This is a genomic window from Vibrio ponticus (assembly GCF_009938225.1).
Lineage (GTDB): Bacteria > Pseudomonadota > Gammaproteobacteria > Enterobacterales > Vibrionaceae > Vibrio > Vibrio ponticus.
Window position 1 is genome coordinate 289,172 of record NZ_AP019658.1, and the last position, 15,516, is coordinate 304,687.

Annotated in this window: 13 protein-coding genes; 7 read left to right on the forward strand and 6 right to left on the reverse strand. The window is 43.8% G+C overall.

All coding sequences use genetic code 11. The annotated features are described in order from the left end of the window. Nucleotides 1-38: 38 nt before the first annotated feature. Nucleotides 39-518, forward strand: a complete 480-nt coding sequence (locus GZN30_RS15845) for an aminoacyl-tRNA deacylase (protein ID WP_075648541.1) — start codon at nucleotides 39-41, stop codon at nucleotides 516-518. A gap of 72 nt (nucleotides 519-590) precedes the next feature. Here GZN30_RS15845 and GZN30_RS15850 read toward each other — a convergent pair whose 3' ends face one another. After that, a complete protein-coding gene (locus GZN30_RS15850; RefSeq protein WP_075648581.1) occupies nucleotides 591-1,550 on the reverse strand; it encodes a hypothetical protein in 960 nt (319 codons plus the stop codon). A gap of 347 nt (nucleotides 1,551-1,897) precedes the next feature. Between GZN30_RS15850 and GZN30_RS15855 the strand changes: the two genes are divergently transcribed. From GZN30_RS15855 to GZN30_RS15875, 5 genes are all read left to right on the forward strand, one after another. After that, a complete protein-coding gene (locus tag GZN30_RS15855; protein ID WP_083627140.1) occupies nucleotides 1,898-3,583 on the forward strand; it encodes a GGDEF domain-containing protein in 1,686 nt (561 codons plus the stop codon). Nucleotides 3,584-3,686: 103 nt separating this feature from the next. Continuing rightward, nucleotides 3,687-4,229 carry a type II secretion system protein gene (locus tag GZN30_RS21460; protein WP_075648543.1) on the forward strand — a complete coding sequence of 181 codons (543 nt, stop codon included), beginning with the start codon at nucleotides 3,687-3,689 and terminating at the stop codon, nucleotides 4,227-4,229. 36 nt (nucleotides 4,230-4,265) lie between these two features. Then, a complete protein-coding gene (locus tag GZN30_RS15865) occupies nucleotides 4,266-5,531 on the forward strand; it encodes a sensor histidine kinase (protein WP_075648544.1) in 1,266 nt (421 codons plus the stop codon). Between the two features lie 302 nt (nucleotides 5,532-5,833). Further along, complete coding sequence (locus tag GZN30_RS15870; protein ID WP_075648545.1) at nucleotides 5,834-6,982, forward strand: S-(hydroxymethyl)glutathione dehydrogenase/class III alcohol dehydrogenase; 1,149 nt, start codon at nucleotides 5,834-5,836, stop codon at nucleotides 6,980-6,982. Nucleotides 6,983-7,156: 174 nt separating this feature from the next. Next, complete coding sequence (locus GZN30_RS15875; protein WP_075648546.1) at nucleotides 7,157-7,489, forward strand: DMT family transporter; 333 nt, start codon at nucleotides 7,157-7,159, stop codon at nucleotides 7,487-7,489. A gap of 62 nt (nucleotides 7,490-7,551) precedes the next feature. Here GZN30_RS15875 and GZN30_RS15880 read toward each other — a convergent pair whose 3' ends face one another. Next, nucleotides 7,552-8,229: a response regulator transcription factor gene (locus GZN30_RS15880; RefSeq protein WP_075648547.1), complete on the reverse strand. Its 678-nt coding sequence runs from the start codon at nucleotides 8,227-8,229 to the stop codon at nucleotides 7,552-7,554. 199 nt (nucleotides 8,230-8,428) lie between these two features. Here GZN30_RS15880 and GZN30_RS15885 point away from each other — a divergent pair, with 199 nt between their 5' ends. Continuing rightward, the gene (locus GZN30_RS15885) at nucleotides 8,429-9,064 is read left to right on the forward strand and encodes a hypothetical protein (protein WP_075648548.1); all 636 of its coding nucleotides are present in this window, start codon (nucleotides 8,429-8,431) and stop codon (nucleotides 9,062-9,064) included. Here the strand turns inward: GZN30_RS15885 and GZN30_RS15890 are convergent. The 4 genes from GZN30_RS15890 to GZN30_RS15905 form a co-directional block, all read right to left on the reverse strand. Next, entirely contained in the window at nucleotides 9,061-10,008 is a 948-nt protein-coding gene (locus GZN30_RS15890) for an endonuclease/exonuclease/phosphatase family protein (protein ID WP_075648549.1), read from the reverse strand. The two genes, GZN30_RS15885 and GZN30_RS15890, sit on opposite strands and share 4 nt — an antisense overlap. 76 nt (nucleotides 10,009-10,084) lie before the next feature. Continuing rightward, the gene (locus tag GZN30_RS15895; protein ID WP_075648550.1) at nucleotides 10,085-10,855 is read right to left on the reverse strand and encodes a helix-turn-helix transcriptional regulator; all 771 of its coding nucleotides are present in this window, start codon (nucleotides 10,853-10,855) and stop codon (nucleotides 10,085-10,087) included. 28 nt (nucleotides 10,856-10,883) lie between these two features. Next, nucleotides 10,884-11,414 (reverse strand): YbhB/YbcL family Raf kinase inhibitor-like protein, encoded by a 531-nt coding sequence (locus GZN30_RS15900; RefSeq protein WP_075648551.1) that lies wholly within the window; start codon nucleotides 11,412-11,414, stop codon nucleotides 10,884-10,886. Nucleotides 11,415-11,710: 296 nt separating this feature from the next. Further along, complete coding sequence (locus tag GZN30_RS15905) at nucleotides 11,711-15,337, reverse strand: Ig-like domain-containing protein (protein WP_075648552.1); 3,627 nt, start codon at nucleotides 15,335-15,337, stop codon at nucleotides 11,711-11,713. Nucleotides 15,338-15,516: the final 179 nt, after the last annotated feature.

Below are 15,516 nucleotides of genomic sequence, written 5' to 3' on the forward strand. Positions count from 1 at the left end.
TTCTATACTTAGGAGGGAAGAAGAAAGAGGAGTTTGCTATGACTATTGCAACTCGATTTGATCGCTATTTGAAACAGCACAATATTGCTTTTCAAACTATTCCACATGAGCATAGCCGCAGTTCGCTGCACAGTGGGGTCGTTGCTGGTATCCCTCTAGTTAACTTGGCGAAAGCGGTCGTGCTTGAAGACCATGAAGGACACCATGTGATGGCGGTATTGCCATCAAATAATAAAATCAGCTTGTCGCGTGTTAATGATGAGCTCAATGCCAGCTTTCATTTAGTTAAAGAAAAGCAAGTTTATGAGCTATTTAAAGATTGTGATAGCGGCGCTGTGCCCCCCATAGGTAGTCCTTACCATATGTCGACACTGTGCGATGAAACCTTGACGAATTTAGACGCAGTCTATTTAGAAGCCGGTGACCATGAGACCTTACTAAAACTTGATAGAGAGGCGTTTAATCGATTAATGAACGACAGTAAGTGTTTCCGTTTTAGTAGCCAAGTTTTTCACTGAAGCACGGGTTTGTCTCTACTGCCTCTAGTTAAACTAGAGGCTTAGTTATTTTTAGTCTCAGATTAATCGTTGTTAGAGTGAGTTAGACCAGGCATTTTGGTTAGGGTCATGTTTCTCTATCCAATTCGCATCTTCTCGAGCCTGTAGATAGAGTTGTAATCCATGGTAAGAATGAAAAACGGCTGCGCCACCTAAGTGGGCAAAATCGTCAAAGAAATCATCCTCAAATTTGCAAAGCTCGGCGAGTGAATTTACTTGCTTCGATAGTACCCATTGAATGGCAAATGCTGGTGCTGTCGCGCCTGAAATTTCGACATCGACAATTTCCGATTGGACGTAAAGTAGCGTTTGCTGCTCATGTTCGATTTGCTGGCTTTCAATTTCTTGCAGCGTAATTTCATCAATAATTTCTCGGCGTTTAGTTGGCGTTAATCGCTTATTGAGTTTTGCTATCTGCAATGCGTAGCTGAAACGAACGGGAGTGACTATCTCAACCAACTGGGTCAGCAATTCTTTATCAATGCCACTGCCATCAACGAAGAAATCGATACAGGCATCTAATGAAGGATATTGGGTGCCGTTAAACTCAAAGTTTGACGTGTCATCTAGTATTTCTAGCGCTTGGTCATCGACACTCAGAGCCCAACCTTCATATGCAATGCGTTGTTTGGCGATCAGATACATTTGCCATGCACTTTCACCAAAGCCACCGAGAATCGCACCAGAAAACTCGCTGTGTTTTAATTCCTCTTCTGTCCAGTTTTCTCCAACCGCTAAGTGTTTGGTGTATTTGGTGATCAGTGTTTGCTTTATATGCGAGCGTAGTACCCAAACCGAGCGAATATGACGAGGGTACTTAAATGAACAGCATTCTCGACACGCGGGTAGCGATAGCAATGGGTGAGCTAGACTGGCGGTGACATTACTGCTATCAGGGAATTCTATTGCGGTGGAAGAGGGTTCACCACAAAACCAGCAGGTATGACGACAGTTAAAAGGGATGTCAATTAAACTGTAGTTGAGCGTAGGCATAAGCATGATGGTTGGTTATTTTAAGCTAGTTTACCGCTTAACGTTGCGATTGTAATGAACAGAAAATCACCGTGTTCTAGGAATAGAGCAAAATCGCTTATTTAAAGAAGGTTGGATTATCGTTACGACAAAAAAATCGATTCAAAGTTGAAAGGGACGTTAACTCAGCGTTAACCTTGGCATTGCTAGTATATGCGACAAATCACAGCGCCTCTTAAAGTTTTTGACTTTAAGATGGATTTTAACACACCACTGGAGCGTGGCGTTGAGTAGAGGCCTTGTATTTATTCAGTAATTTTATTTTATGAGTTACTGCAAATAAAAATAATATAAGCCAAGGTATATTCATGTCAGGTTTTCACCTACTTTATCAGCCAAAAATTAAAGGCGAGCACGTTGTTGCATTAGAGGCACTATTGCGACCAACAGATAGTCAGATCCCTCTCAATCAGTATTTGGCAGCTATAGAGAATACCATTGCGCTCGATCTCGCTGTTTTAGAGCGTTGCTTAGCTGATCGTCAGCAGTTTGCACTCGACTTGCCCGTATCGATCAATATTCATCCTTTAAGCCTTGAAGACGAATATTTCATCGAAAAAGCAATCGAGTGCGCGGCGCATCAAAATATTACCTTTGAGTTGGTTGAATATCAGCATATTGAGATTAGTCAGCATCTGGTTAACAACATTAGCCAACTTAAATGGCATGGCATCAAGGTTTCAGTCGATGATTTTGGTAAAGATTTCGCGCGAGCAGATCTTGCGTTAAGCATTGGCGCTTCAGAGGTGAAGTTTGACCGCTCTCTTATTCGTGATATTGATACAAACTACATAAAATTTAAACATCTGCTGTTTTTGTGCTCAAAGATTAAAACCCTTTGCACGCACAATATTGTCTTTGAAGGGGTAGAGAATCGTCGTCAAAAAGAGTTGATAGAGTTAATTGTTGATGACCCGATTATCCAAGGTTTTTATTTTTATCAACCGATGGAGCTAGCATCTATCGCGAAGTTGGATTGCCTTAAAGCACCGTCTTATCAGGAGTTAATCGATACACCGCTAAATCTGGGTTTGGACCTAGATTTTAAGTTGTACAACTTCTTGGTTGAGAATGAGATTGAAGAGCTAGAAAGTCCACAAGTGAATGACTTTATTAAGCAGCACGATGTTTTAGGATTGGTCTATAACCAAGACGTTAAAAAGACCCTAAGCAATCTGCGCAATATCTACTTCAATAGTGCTTCTGTGATTGGTAACGGCGTGATGTCATTGATCGATGCAACCGAAAAACTGGTTATTATGCGTAATCAAGATGGCGTCGCTGTTTATGACAACCTTGCTCACCAAGAGCTCGTTGGCGCTTCGATAGTGGGCACTGCGCCACAAGACATCATCGCTGAAAATGCTGCGTACGAAATATGTTTAAAGAAAGACCAAATCGTACTTGAAGACGACTCTCTAATGTTTCACAAAGACACGGAGTTCTTTGATGGTGTGGGGTATGAGACGATTCGCGAGAAAATGGTCTATAACGACAACAAGTTTGTCATCACCAGTATTTGTCCAAGTGATTCTGGTTTGATGGATGTCAGTCGTGATGAATTAACCCATTGTTACACCCGTTCATTTCTAAAATATCACTTAGATTCTTATCAAGGTCGTACAGTTGCTTTTCTTGATATGAATGGTTTTAAAGCCATTAATGATCGATTTGGTCATAAAGTTGGCGATCAATGTTTGATGGAATTTTCAGCACAGCTTAAAGGCTCGTTAAGAGAGAAAGATGTGGTGATTCGTTATGGTGGTGATGAGTTTGTGGTGATTTTTGATCATGCTGTTCAACGAGATATTGAAAAGCGATTGATTCTACTTAACCAGCAAATGACACAAGAATTTGCTGCTCGCGGTTATCAACTTTCTTTTGCTTACGGTACGGCTGTTGTGACTGAGCAAGGTATCGAACAGGCGATTGAAGAGGCAGATCGCGCCATGTACACACATAAGAGTCAGATAAAGCGCGGCTTGCTTAACTGATCCTGAACGCCAAGGTTCACTCACTTGGCGCTATTTATTTCCCAGTTGTTTTCTAACCGAGCGAATTGCTCGGGGATTTCCTACGTTTGTATTCGGAGTTTAAATGAAAAATAAAGGCTTCACACTTATTGAACTGATTGTTGTGATTGTAATTTTATCTATTCTAGCCTTGGTCGCAGCCCCTCGATTTTTAAGCTATAAAACTGAAGCGCGCATCGCCGCTTTAGAAGGAACCAAAGCAGCCCTTAGTGCGTCATTTGAATTATTTGCTGCTCGTGTGGAACTGCCTTCAACCAAATTTGTTCCTTGCCAATATCACCACGAGATGCGTTGTATGGTCGTCAATGGTGTCGAAATCCGCGTGACCAATGAAGATGACCATCCGTTTTTTACAATTACGGATGAAGCGATTATTTCTCAACTAAAGCAACTGGTTGATTTAGATGTGTACAAACTTAATGACGAGTTTATCGCCGAACATTCTTTAAATTTAATCGGTGACCACGCGGGAGGTTTCTACATATTTTCTGAATTGGATGCCAACGAACGTGAGATAGACGAGTTTGGCTGCCGTATTCAATATATTCCATCCAACAAAAGCGATACGGGGCGCAGTAAATTTGTGACCGATTACAGTGAGTGCTAATGTGCGCGACAATTTTAGGCTTAGGGTCAATTAGAATTGAAAATTAGAGAGAGTTTAAGGGTTTATATCGCTTCAGTAGGTATCTCGTTAGGTCTGCTGGTGGCGATTGGCTCGGGTATTTATAGCTCGTATAACCTCTATGTCGGTGTAGACTTGGTGACACGCTCATTGATGCTAATAAAAGCTGAGACGGAGGAGCCAGTGAAAGATCATCCTGTCATTGTGCCTCCGTTTACGATTGCGGCTGATTGGCATGATTTACCTCGCTCTTTCCAACGCATCTACAGTCGTGATGAATTAGTTGCTAATCAATTGGTCAAGCGTGTGGAAACGGTAGATGCGGATCGCGGACGAGAATACACCTACTTTCTACTAAAATGCCAAACTGATAAGGGCAACAAATACGTTGCTCTTAAGCTAAATGAAGCCGCATTTGATGAATACACAGACAGCATTGATATCAATGTGATGCCTCATCAAGGTGACATCGCTGCCTTTGTTGTATGTGTGCTGCTCCTTTGTTTGATTGCCGTGTATCGGATAGTGAAAAAAATCACGACGCCAGTCGAAGAGCTAAAAGAGTGGGCGGTGAATCTGCGCGAGAAAAATGATTTTTCACAGGTGCCTGACTTTAAGTTTTCCGAACTTAATGTCACCGCAAGAGTGATTAGCTCATCTCTTAATACGGTAAAGAAAACACTCGATAGTGAGAAAGATTTTATTCGTTATGCCAGTCACGAGCTGAGAACACCTATTGCTGTGATGCGTTCTAGCTCCGAATTATTGGAAAAAATGATCATCAATGATCGACCAAAAGAGCGAGTGTTGAAGAATTTAAGGCATATTCACAACAATAGTGTCGCGATGTCGAATCTCTGTGAAAGTTTATTGTGGTTGCAGCGAGACCATAATCTGGAGCATCAACGTGAGAGTGTCTTTTTGGGTACATTGGTTAAGCAGGTGATCAATGAACAGCGCTATCTACTTGATGGTAAGCAAGTGACGGTGGAAGTTTGCGTTGATGATTCAGAAAGCACACACTTTTCGGAGATGTGCAAAATAGTGATAACTAATTTGGTTCGTAATGCCTTTCAACACACTTCGAATGGTCAAGTGAAAGTTATTCAAACGGGCTCTTGTATCGAGGTGAGCAACTTTGAACACTTGGATGATTTTCAGAGTGACAGTAGTGGTTTTGGTTTGGGTGTAATGCTGGTTAAAAAAATCTGCACTAAGTACCACTGGAAATATCAGGAAACCATCGAAGCGAAGGGTCGAGAAGTGACGGTTACTTTTGGTTAGTGCTCTTTCTTTATCGTGAGCACCGAACCAGCTTGTCTCATAAATAGCTTAACTTTAAGTAATTAGAGTTAAGCTTTTTTATTCATGATAAGCCTTCTATTTGGCAACCAGATCAACGGATTTGAATATGGGTATTATTACCTATTTGTAATAATCATTTTCACTTTGCTGGGATTATCAAAAATACGTAAACATCTATACTGAGCCCATACCGAAACAGCGAAGGCAAATAGTTGCCCACGCTCTTTCTAACTCATTTATATCTATAACGGTCTCACTTAAGACCTTTGAGGGAAAATGCTATGGCGCTTGAAATTAAACCAGGTCAAACTCACATCAAATCAAAAGCGATGGTTGCTTGGGCAGCTGGCGAACCTTTAAAAATGGAAGAAGTGGATGTCCAACTGCCAAAAGCAGGCGAAGTACTAGTTCGCATCGTTGCAACAGGTGTATGTCACACTGATGCATTCACGCTTTCAGGTGACGATCCAGAAGGTATCTTCCCTTCAATTCTTGGTCACGAAGGTGGCGGTATCGTAGAAATGGTTGGTGAAGGCGTAACTAGCGTTGAAGTTGGCGACCACGTAATCCCTCTTTACACGGCTGAGTGTGGTGAATGTAAGTACTGCAAGTCGGGTAAAACTAACCTATGCCAAGCCGTTCGTGAGACGCAAGGTAAAGGTCTAATGCCTGATGGTACTAGCCGCTTTTCAATCAACGGCGAAACTATCTTCCACTACATGGGTTGTTCAACTTTCTCTGAGTATACAGTACTGCCAGAAATTTCATTGGCGAAAGTAAACAAAGAAGCGCCACTTGAAGAAGTTTGTCTATTAGGTTGTGGCGTAACCACAGGTATGGGCGCGGTACTAAACACAGCTAAAGTAGAAAAAGGCGACAACGTTGCGGTATTCGGCTTAGGCGGTATCGGTCTATCAGCGATCATCGGTGCTCGTATGGCTGGCGCAAGCCGCATCATCGGTGTCGATATCAATGAGAGCAAGTTTGAGTTAGCAAAACAACTTGGCGCGACAGATTGCATCAACCCAATGAAATTCGACAAACCAATCCAAGATGTGATCGTTGAGATGACTGACGGTGGTGTGGATTATTCATTTGAATGTATAGGTAACGTTAACGTGATGCGTCAAGCATTAGAGTGCTGTCACAAAGGTTGGGGCGAATCAGTGATCATCGGTGTTGCTGGTGCAGGTCAAGAGATCTCTACACGCCCATTCCAACTTGTTACTGGTCGCGTATGGCGTGGTAGTGCATTTGGTGGTGTTAAAGGTCGCTCTGAGCTACCAGAAATCGTAGAACGTTACATGGCGGGTGAGTTTGGTTTGCAAGAGTTCATCACTCACACCATGGGTCTACAAGACGTAAATGAAGCATTTGAATTGATGCACAAAGGTGAGTCTATCCGTACTGTGCTGCATATGGATAAGTAAGTATCTCTGAGCCTTTTCATTAAGGTTCAGGTTATCAATGAATAAGGTCGAGGTTTAACTGTTTCTCTCGACCTTTTCATTTTTATCGCACTGCTAGTTTTTATTACTTTAATCTTTTAGCTCGAAAGAGTCGTCCCACTTTTCCCATGATTTTTAATGAGTAGGAACATTTTAATGAGTTGGCTTTTTATTATTTTTGCCGTGTTGTCCGAAGCGCTTTCTCATGTGGCACTGAAAGCTACGGATGGCTTTAGTTTGTCAAAACCTCTCCCTGCGATGTTTGTCATCGTCGGGCATCTAGCCGCATTTCTATTTTTAAGCCAAGCGATGAAAGGTATGGCTGTCGGTGTGGTTCATTCTTTGTGGGCGGGGTTAGCCATTGTTGCGGTCAGCTTGATTTCGACTTTTGTCTATCGTCAGCACCTTGAGCCAATGGTTTGGGGCGGTATTGCATTGGTTGTGGTAGGTGTCATGATGATCAACTTTTCTCAAGGTCACGTACATTAGTCATAGTCAGACCTCCTATTTGAAAGCAAAGCTATGCTGTGTATTCGATAGGTCAGTGTTAGCTAGCGAAGCACAAAGCCGAAGTTCTTAATAGTATGTAGTAATTTATCCTCATGAAGGTCATCAATTGCTTTGCGTAATTTAAACATGTGTACTTTGAGGCTATTGGAATCAGGTTGTTCATCTCCCCAAACTTTTTGTATTAGGCTTTCACGGCTGATTGGATTTGGTGTTTCTCGAATCAGTATCTCCAAGATTTTATATCCAGTGGGTGAAAGCTTAATTTCCTGCCCAGCACGCAGTGCAGTTCTTCTTTTGATATTTAGTTCTAAGTCTTTGACTTTAAATATACTGACTTCGCCGCTGCGGCGTCTTGAGAGCACTTTCACGCGAGCAATCAGTTCCTCAAACGCAAAGGGTTTGGTCAGATAATCGTCAGCTCCTGAATCGAAGCCGTTCAGTTTATCTTGTAATGAGTCTCGAGCGGTCATCATGATGATTGGAACTTCTGATCCTGACTCACGAATCGATTTGCAAACCTCCAGCCCAGACATTCTTGGCAGGTTAATATCTAAGATGATCACATCATGATAGCTATTCGCAACGAGTTCGAGTGCTGCGACGCCATTGGATACATGGTTGCATTGAATGCCTTCTAGCTCGAAATGTTCCACCAATATTTCGGCAAGCTCAAAATTGTCTTCAACTAAAAGTGCTTGTAGTGATGTGGAGCTATTCATGAGAGACCTCCGCTGCGTTTGAGTATGGCAGTTGATTTTATCACTAACGGATGACACTTATGTCAGCATTTGTTGATAAGTCAATCAGTTGGATGATTGTTCAGAGAGAATAGGAAATAGCAGAGTAGTCATCGGCTATTCAGGAAAAGTAGCAAAATTAGTCCTATATTGAAACTAATCGAATCAATTAGGTAGCGATATGACTAGAGGGTTAATAGCTCTACTGCTGTTGATGACTAATACTGTTGCGGCGTATGCATCAGACTGGACTATCTCGATAGGTACAGGTGTTGCGTATAGTCAAAGCGAGCGTTTGGTGATCAAGATGAATGACGGGGAAGATATTTTATTAGGTGATGTTAGTTTTGACACTAAGCCGTTTCAATCGCCACCCTACTATCTAATTAAGATTGGTCGGTTTATGCAAGAGAGCGATATGGGCTTCGAGTTTGAGTTTATTCACCATAAAGTTTATGCCGATTTGGATAGTGATCCTCATCCGCAAGTCACCCGGCTTAAAGTCACGGATGGCTATAATTTAGTTTACTTTAACTTCATCGATCAGATTGCACCAAAATGGATTGCTCGATTAGGTGTCGGTGGCGTTATTGTTCATCCCGATGTGATTATCGATGGCAAACGTACTCATGGCGGTTACGATTTGTCGGGTTACAGCGCACAAGTTGCCATTGAGAGAGAAATGTTTGCTTTAGAACATGTCGCCTTTTCTGTTGAAGCCAAACTGACATATTCGGATGCAAGTGTCGCGATTGCTCAAGGCAGTTTTGATCTTAAAAACAAAGCACTACATTTGGTTGCCCAAGCGAAGTTTTAGAGTACGAATTGAACCGTAACGGCGATAAATGCATGATCACTGGCTTGTTTATCCTGTTCAAAGCTCGGATTGATTAGATGTTTATCAATAACTTGATAGTCAGTGACATCCGCGAGTGAGTAGGGGGAGTCTGGCTGAAATTCTGGTGATAGAAGAATGTAGTCCAGGATATTGCCTTGGGCAAAATGGTAGTGGGTCGCTTGGCGTTGTTGCTCAGGATTGGATTGCGCGTAGATATCCCAACTATCTTGCAGCGAGAAAGTGTTAGATGACACAGTTTGTTGCACAAGTAGCCCAGTAATATTGCTGGTCAGCGTTTGATTCATATCGCCCATGAGTACAGTCGGCATAGGCTTGCGTTGGTATTGCTGTTCAATGAATACGCGCAGCATCAGCGCTTCCCAGCCTCGCTGCTGGCTAGAGAGCCATTGCCCAACTAACTGATGAGTGTGCTCTTCTGACACACTTTCTGTGGCACGTTGCGATTTCAAGTGGCACACATATACGGCAACTTCACCAATATCGGGTACTTCAACGATGGCAAAGATTGGGCTACGGCTGAAATTTGGCACCACTGCTGAGTAGCCTTCACCAATTGAAACCGGGGGCGTAACCGCTTGTAAATGATGTATCGGGTATCTGCTGGCGAGTGCGACGACCGGTTGCGAGTAGATATAGTCGCTCTCAACGTGTGGGGTGTCGACCGTAGCAACATAGGGGTAGCCCATTTGAGCAAACAAGTTTCTAGCTTCCTCGATACTAAACACTTCTTGCAAGCCGATAATGTCGGCATCAAGCGTTAACAACTGATTTCTAGTCCACTGACATTTGGCATTCCATGCGTCAGAGTCATAGATGTTTTCAAAGTCATAAAACGCATTCGGTGGCGCAATAAAATTAAACAAATTGGCGCTGGCGAAAGTGAGTTTTTTATTGGTGATCAAGTGCAGACCCTATGCTGAGGTGGCTTTAGTCATTCTAACTGAAAGTCACCTAGGGTATTAGATTTAAATTAGCCAGCTATAAAGTTAACTGATATTGATGAGGCGTCAGACCAAACTGCTGTTTAAATCGCTGGCTAAAACGCGATTCGGATTGATAACCGCAGGCAAGGGCAGTCTCCATTTGGCTGTAGTTTTTTTGCAGTAGGTTGATTGCGTGATTCATGCGAATTTGAGCCAACACCTCACGAAAGCTAGAGCCTTCAGCATTGAGTTTTCGCGTCAATGTCGCTCGGCTCATGGCAAGGTAACTCGCGGCAACTTCAATGCGGTGGTCGTCCCCCGGGGCAGAGCTCAAATAGTTAGCGAGCTTATCGCGTACCATCTGTTGGTTATTGGGAAACAGCTTGTTTAGCGCCCCCATCTCACGTAACTCAGCGTAGAAGCCGAGTAACAATTGCTTTTGAGTTTGATAAGACAATCCTTTATTGCCCATTTCACTGACCAAATCAAAGCAATATTCGAGTGGTGGCGTTGTCGCAATTTGCGGAAAACTATTGGCGGTTACGGGTTGTTCTGGGTCTAGCCACTCAGCTGGTGGCGCTAGATTGAGTGCTATTGCGCGCGAGTGAAACAGCTTTTGTTCTGGCGTATTGACGAAGGTGAGGTATTGCCCAGCAGGCACTAAGATCCAGTTGGCACGATTGAACTCTAGGCTTTGTTCGTGCCACCAGAGCTGTTTAAAGCCCTGGTCGACCCAAATAATAGTAGGCGCATGAATAAACACGTTGTTGAGTGGTTGCTCGCGTTTACCGCGATAGTGGACGGTATGGACTAACGGTTTATTCATGTTTACCTCTGCTATCTAGTCGTTGGTGTTACTCGTTAACATACGTTGCAGTGAGAGTGGCTTTATCAAGGGCGTTAGCGTTAAGCATAAAACCAATTAAAGCGTTTGATGCGCCTTGAGGGATCTCAAGTTTTTCTGTTGGCATTGCCCATACTGTAAATTGGTAGCGATGCATACCATCACCTTTTGGTGGGCATACGCCGCCAAAACCTGTTACGCCATAGTCATTTTTCATCTGTTGCGCTTTCAGGTCTTTGCTTGATGCACCTTGTTCAATCGATTTAACCGAGGCTGGAATATCTAGCGCTACCCAGTGCCACCAGCCGCTGCCTGTTGGTGCGTCAGGATCATAGGCGGTAATCGCAAAACTTTTGGTACCTGCAGGAACATCGTTCCAGCTCAGTTGAGGTGACAAGTTATCACCACTACAACCAAATCCGTTAAAGGCGTAGGTATCTGCCATACGAGAACCTTCTTGAATATCTTGACTGGTTAGCGTCATCGCTGAGCTAGTAAATGATGCTAGAAGTAGTGCTGCCGTGATAATTGTACGTTTCATTGTGCTTTCCTCTATTGAGCTGATAGACACAATGATAGTTGCTTTTGTGAGATTTTAAGTGACAGAAAGGCTCAATTACAATTTTAAATTATCTAAAATGAGCATTTCTGTTTGTTAATTCATTTGTGAAAGCCAAAAGAAAGAGGGAATAGGCAAGAAGAAAATAATGGTGCCAAGCCTGATTGTAGCAAAACAGAATTGTAGCTAACCAAGGTTCAAGTTAAGCCAGATTTCAGGAGAAAATATAAAAAGAGCCCGGCATGTTTGCCGGGCTCTAAACACTTAATTAAGCGTGATTATTTTGGGTCAAGACCAAGTTTCTGTAGTACCAGCTTGAAGTTCTCACGACGCTCTTTTACGTTGTGAACATCACCAGTGGTACAGGTTAGGTCAGGACAGCCACGGTTTACGATGCCTGATACGTCATCGATGAACTGAGAGCCTTGCAGACCGCTATCAACGTATTTCTTAAGTTCGTTGTAGTAGTTCCAATCTGCGTATTGACCACCTTCGTCATTGTAAGCCTGTACTGACGTTACCCAGTAGAATAGACCTGCAATCCACTTGATCTCTTTGTTCTCTTCTGAGCTACAGATCAAACCTGGGTTTGAACAGAAATCAAGTTCAGCGTACAGCGGGTTCGCTGGTGGCGCTTCAACGGTTACACCGTCAATTGTCTTACCGATAGTTTCAGGATCAACGTGTGAACGACCTAGGTAGTGGTTTAGCGTACCGAAGTTTTGACGACCTGTTGTCTGGATTACACCACGACCCCACCAGCCACAGCCTTCAACGCTCTCTTCACTGCTGCCATCCCAAATGAAGCTACCTGCTTTTTGACCAACGTAAATCTTACAGTTATCACGTTCCCAAACTTGCTTAGAAGTATCAACTTGCTCTGGTACATCGTTACAGTGACCGTTGTTAGTCCAACGACCAGCTGCACCGTTAACCAGTAGACCACGCTCTTCTAGTACAGCATCAGGTGCTGCGAATACTGGCGCTGGTGCACCATACCACTTAGCGTGAGTAAGCGCGCTCACTTCCATCTTGTTGTCACGTGGACAAGAGTAAGCATGGTCTAAGCCAGATACTGGGTTAACACCGTAGTCAGCGTATTTTTGACCAAGCTGACCACAGCTCGCAGTCATTGGGTAATCCGCTGGTGCACCGTACTTAGTTTCAGACCAGTTGTTCTCATCACATGCGTTGTAACGGATAGTTTCTTGCATACTTTGCGCAAGGAAGGCTGCAATCGCGACTTTAGCGTAAGTGATGTTGGTTGCATCGTCCGCTTCGTCGTTCATTAGCCAGAACTTGTTGCCAGCAACACCGATGTTGTGCATCGCATTCAAGCCGTCTAGGAAGTCGTTCCACTTGTACACAGTTGATGGAATCCACTGTGACTGCGGTGTTTCGTATAGGAACGCTTCGTTGTCCATTGCATGTTCAGCATCGGCTAACTGTTGGTTTAGCGCTTCGATGCGAGTTAGCGAACCTTTCTCTAGCTCTTCACCTACGTAGTAAAGTGGTACTTTCGCGCCTTGGTAAGCTTCAATTTTCGCCGTTAGCGCTTGGCTGTCTTGGTCAAACGTTAGTGCAAATACGTTGCTGAACGCCGCTTTACGTAGCTGTGGTTTGCCCGCAGAATCACCCATAAAGTAACCAGATGCTTGGTCAGTAGGGATATTTGCTAGCATTGCTGGCGTTTTCACGTAGTCAGAAACTTGCTTCACGTACTCAAGCGCGTTGTGCCATTGGTCACTTGTTAGTGCAGCTGTTGATGCTGACTTAGTGAAGACCACGAAGTCCGCTTTGTTTGCAGCGTCGGCTTTGTATAGTTCAAGTGTTGCTAGTAGGTCTGCGCTAAATACTGACGCTTCATCCCATACTGATTGACGACCAGAGTGCGTATCGTATGCGAAGTCACCAATGTTTAGTGACCAACCAAAGCTTGCTTCAGGTGCGATAGTGCTGATGATTAGGTTATGCGCTTGCGCCCAGCCTTTTAGATCGTCAGACAGTGCATTGATAGCGTCGATATCAAGTTGGCTGCCAGTGATATCCATAGCATTTGTTAGTGCTTGCTTAACCGCTACGCTGCCAAATGATGCGCCTTTATCTAGCGTTGCAACATCCAGTACATCACTGCTTAGGATGATAGATGAAGTGCCTGCCAGTTCAGCTTGCTCAATGATGGTCACAAACGCGCGAGTCAGTTGGTCAGTATCAGCCAGTGCATCGCTGTTTGCTGCTGCGATAGTTGTTGTCGCCGGTGCATTTGTCGATGGGCTAGCCACAACAAACGTATTCGGCCAACCTGCCACTTCTAGACGTACTGGGTCCATTGGGTTTGGTAGTGATAGTAGTGGCGCAGTACCTGGTTCTGTGCCGTCACAGTTTAGGTGTAGCGACCATGAGTCATCGCTACCTGGAATCGATTTGGTCCAGTAGATCGCTGAGTAAGCGATGTTCTTGTGTACCATGATGTCGCCGCCAGTTGCGTGGTCACCACGAGTCCAATCTGGGTAAACGTTGAAGTCGGCACACAGTCCACCTGGTGGTGTTACTGGTGGCGGCTCAACAGCTGTTTCTTCAACAGTAATGCGAATTTGAGACGTTGCCGATAGGTTTTGTGCGTCGGTCGCAATCGCTTTTAGCGTCACACTGCCCGCTTGAGTTGGCTGCCAATCACACTTGAAGCTTTGCGTGGTGTTGGCATCGAAGTTACAGATCTCTTGGTTGTTCGCTTTTACTACCACTTGAGATAGATCTTGGTCTGCATCAGTCGCGCTTACCGAGATAGAGATTGTTTCTTCCGTTTCAAACTTTGAGCCAGTTGCTGGCGCTAGGAAGCGTACTTCTGGTGCAACAAAGCTCTCTTCTTCTTCAACCACAACAGTAAGTGCATTTTGCTTAACGATTTGGTTGTCTTTATCAAGAACCACAATCTTAAGGTTCGCATTACCCACTTCACTTGGTGTCCAAGTTTGAGTGTAAACAGTTTGCTCAGGGTTAATAACACGCTGACCTAGCTTGCGATCGTTCGCCCAGAACTCAAGTTTAGTGATAAGTTCGCCATCTACGCGAGCCTTGATTGCTGTCGCTTCACCCACAGTCACAGTTTGACCTTGAGTTGGTGCCATGAAGGTTAGCTCGTGCACTTCAGGTACAACTGGTGGCTCAACTTCATCGGCTTTTACAGTAATGCTAACGGCTTGCTCTTGAGTTAGACCTGACTCATCTTCAACGATTGCTTTAATAGTGTGAACACCTTCGCCTACCGCTTTCCAGTTCGCTTGGAAAGGGGCTTGCGTTAGGCTTGAAACTTGTGTGCCATCAACGAAGAATTTTACAGTTTTCACTTCAGTATTGGTTGCCGTTACATTAGCACGCATTGCAACGTTTTGACCTTCTGTGAACTCAGCGCCATTGACTGGAGAAGCCAGTTGGATAGAGATCTCTGGTTCACCCACTTCCGCGTCATCTGCGATTAGGCGAACAGTGTCTTGAAGTAGAGCGAGATCAAGCACACCACTAACACCAAGTGTTAGTTCAATTTTGTCACCAGCTTGCAGCTGAGATTTGATCCAACTACCTGTATCGAATGATAGAGCTAGTGTGTTGTTAAATGTGTCACCTTGAGCATTGCTGCTGAATTTCATGCCTGGGTAGCTGATACCTTGCGCAGACCAAGATGGCGTTGACATTGAGATGTTTGATTTAAACACAACTTTAGCGCCGCGCAGTTCAACTGGCTTCGTACCGTCATTGGTTAGAGTGACTTTGTAAGTGTTCCACCATTGGCTTTCAGAGCCTACGATGTTTGCGTCAGTGCTTACCGCAGCTTGAGCGGCTGGTAATGCCATACCGATAGCAAGCGCTAGAACGGTCGGCATTAGAGTTAGTGTGCTTTTTTTCATTGTATCTAATGTTCTTAAATAGATGATTAAAATAGATATTTGTTAATTTATTTAACAAATAATCCACTGCATGTATGGCATTAGACAGAAAGCACGAAATGCGAGCAAGACAGATGATTCCTACAAAAAACGGAGAAATGGCGTGATTGCCATATAATAATGAGATCTTGATGCAATAT

Excerpts from the sequence above, each read along its gene's own strand:
- GZN30_RS15895 (WP_075648550.1), bottom strand. The coding sequence starts at position 10,855 with ATGAATAAACCGTTAGTCCATACCGTCCACTATCGCGGTAAACGCGAG.
- GZN30_RS15905 (WP_075648552.1), bottom strand. The coding sequence starts at position 15,337 with ATGAAAAAAAGCACACTAACTCTAATGCCGACCGTTCTAGCGCTTGCT.
- GZN30_RS15900 (WP_075648551.1), bottom strand. The coding sequence starts at position 11,414 with ATGAAACGTACAATTATCACGGCAGCACTACTTCTAGCATCATTTACT.
- GZN30_RS15875 (WP_075648546.1), top strand. The coding sequence starts at position 7,157 with ATGAGTTGGCTTTTTATTATTTTTGCCGTGTTGTCCGAAGCGCTTTCT.
- GZN30_RS15850 (WP_075648581.1), bottom strand. The coding sequence starts at position 1,550 with ATGCCTACGCTCAACTACAGTTTAATTGACATCCCTTTTAACTGTCGT.
- GZN30_RS15870 (WP_075648545.1), top strand. The coding sequence starts at position 5,834 with ATGGCGCTTGAAATTAAACCAGGTCAAACTCACATCAAATCAAAAGCG.
- GZN30_RS15855 (WP_083627140.1), top strand. The coding sequence starts at position 1,898 with ATGTCAGGTTTTCACCTACTTTATCAGCCAAAAATTAAAGGCGAGCAC.
- GZN30_RS15880 (WP_075648547.1), bottom strand. The coding sequence starts at position 8,229 with ATGAATAGCTCCACATCACTACAAGCACTTTTAGTTGAAGACAATTTT.
- GZN30_RS15845 (WP_075648541.1), top strand. The coding sequence starts at position 39 with ATGACTATTGCAACTCGATTTGATCGCTATTTGAAACAGCACAATATT.
- GZN30_RS21460 (WP_075648543.1), top strand. The coding sequence starts at position 3,687 with ATGAAAAATAAAGGCTTCACACTTATTGAACTGATTGTTGTGATTGTA.
- GZN30_RS15885 (WP_075648548.1), top strand. The coding sequence starts at position 8,429 with ATGACTAGAGGGTTAATAGCTCTACTGCTGTTGATGACTAATACTGTT.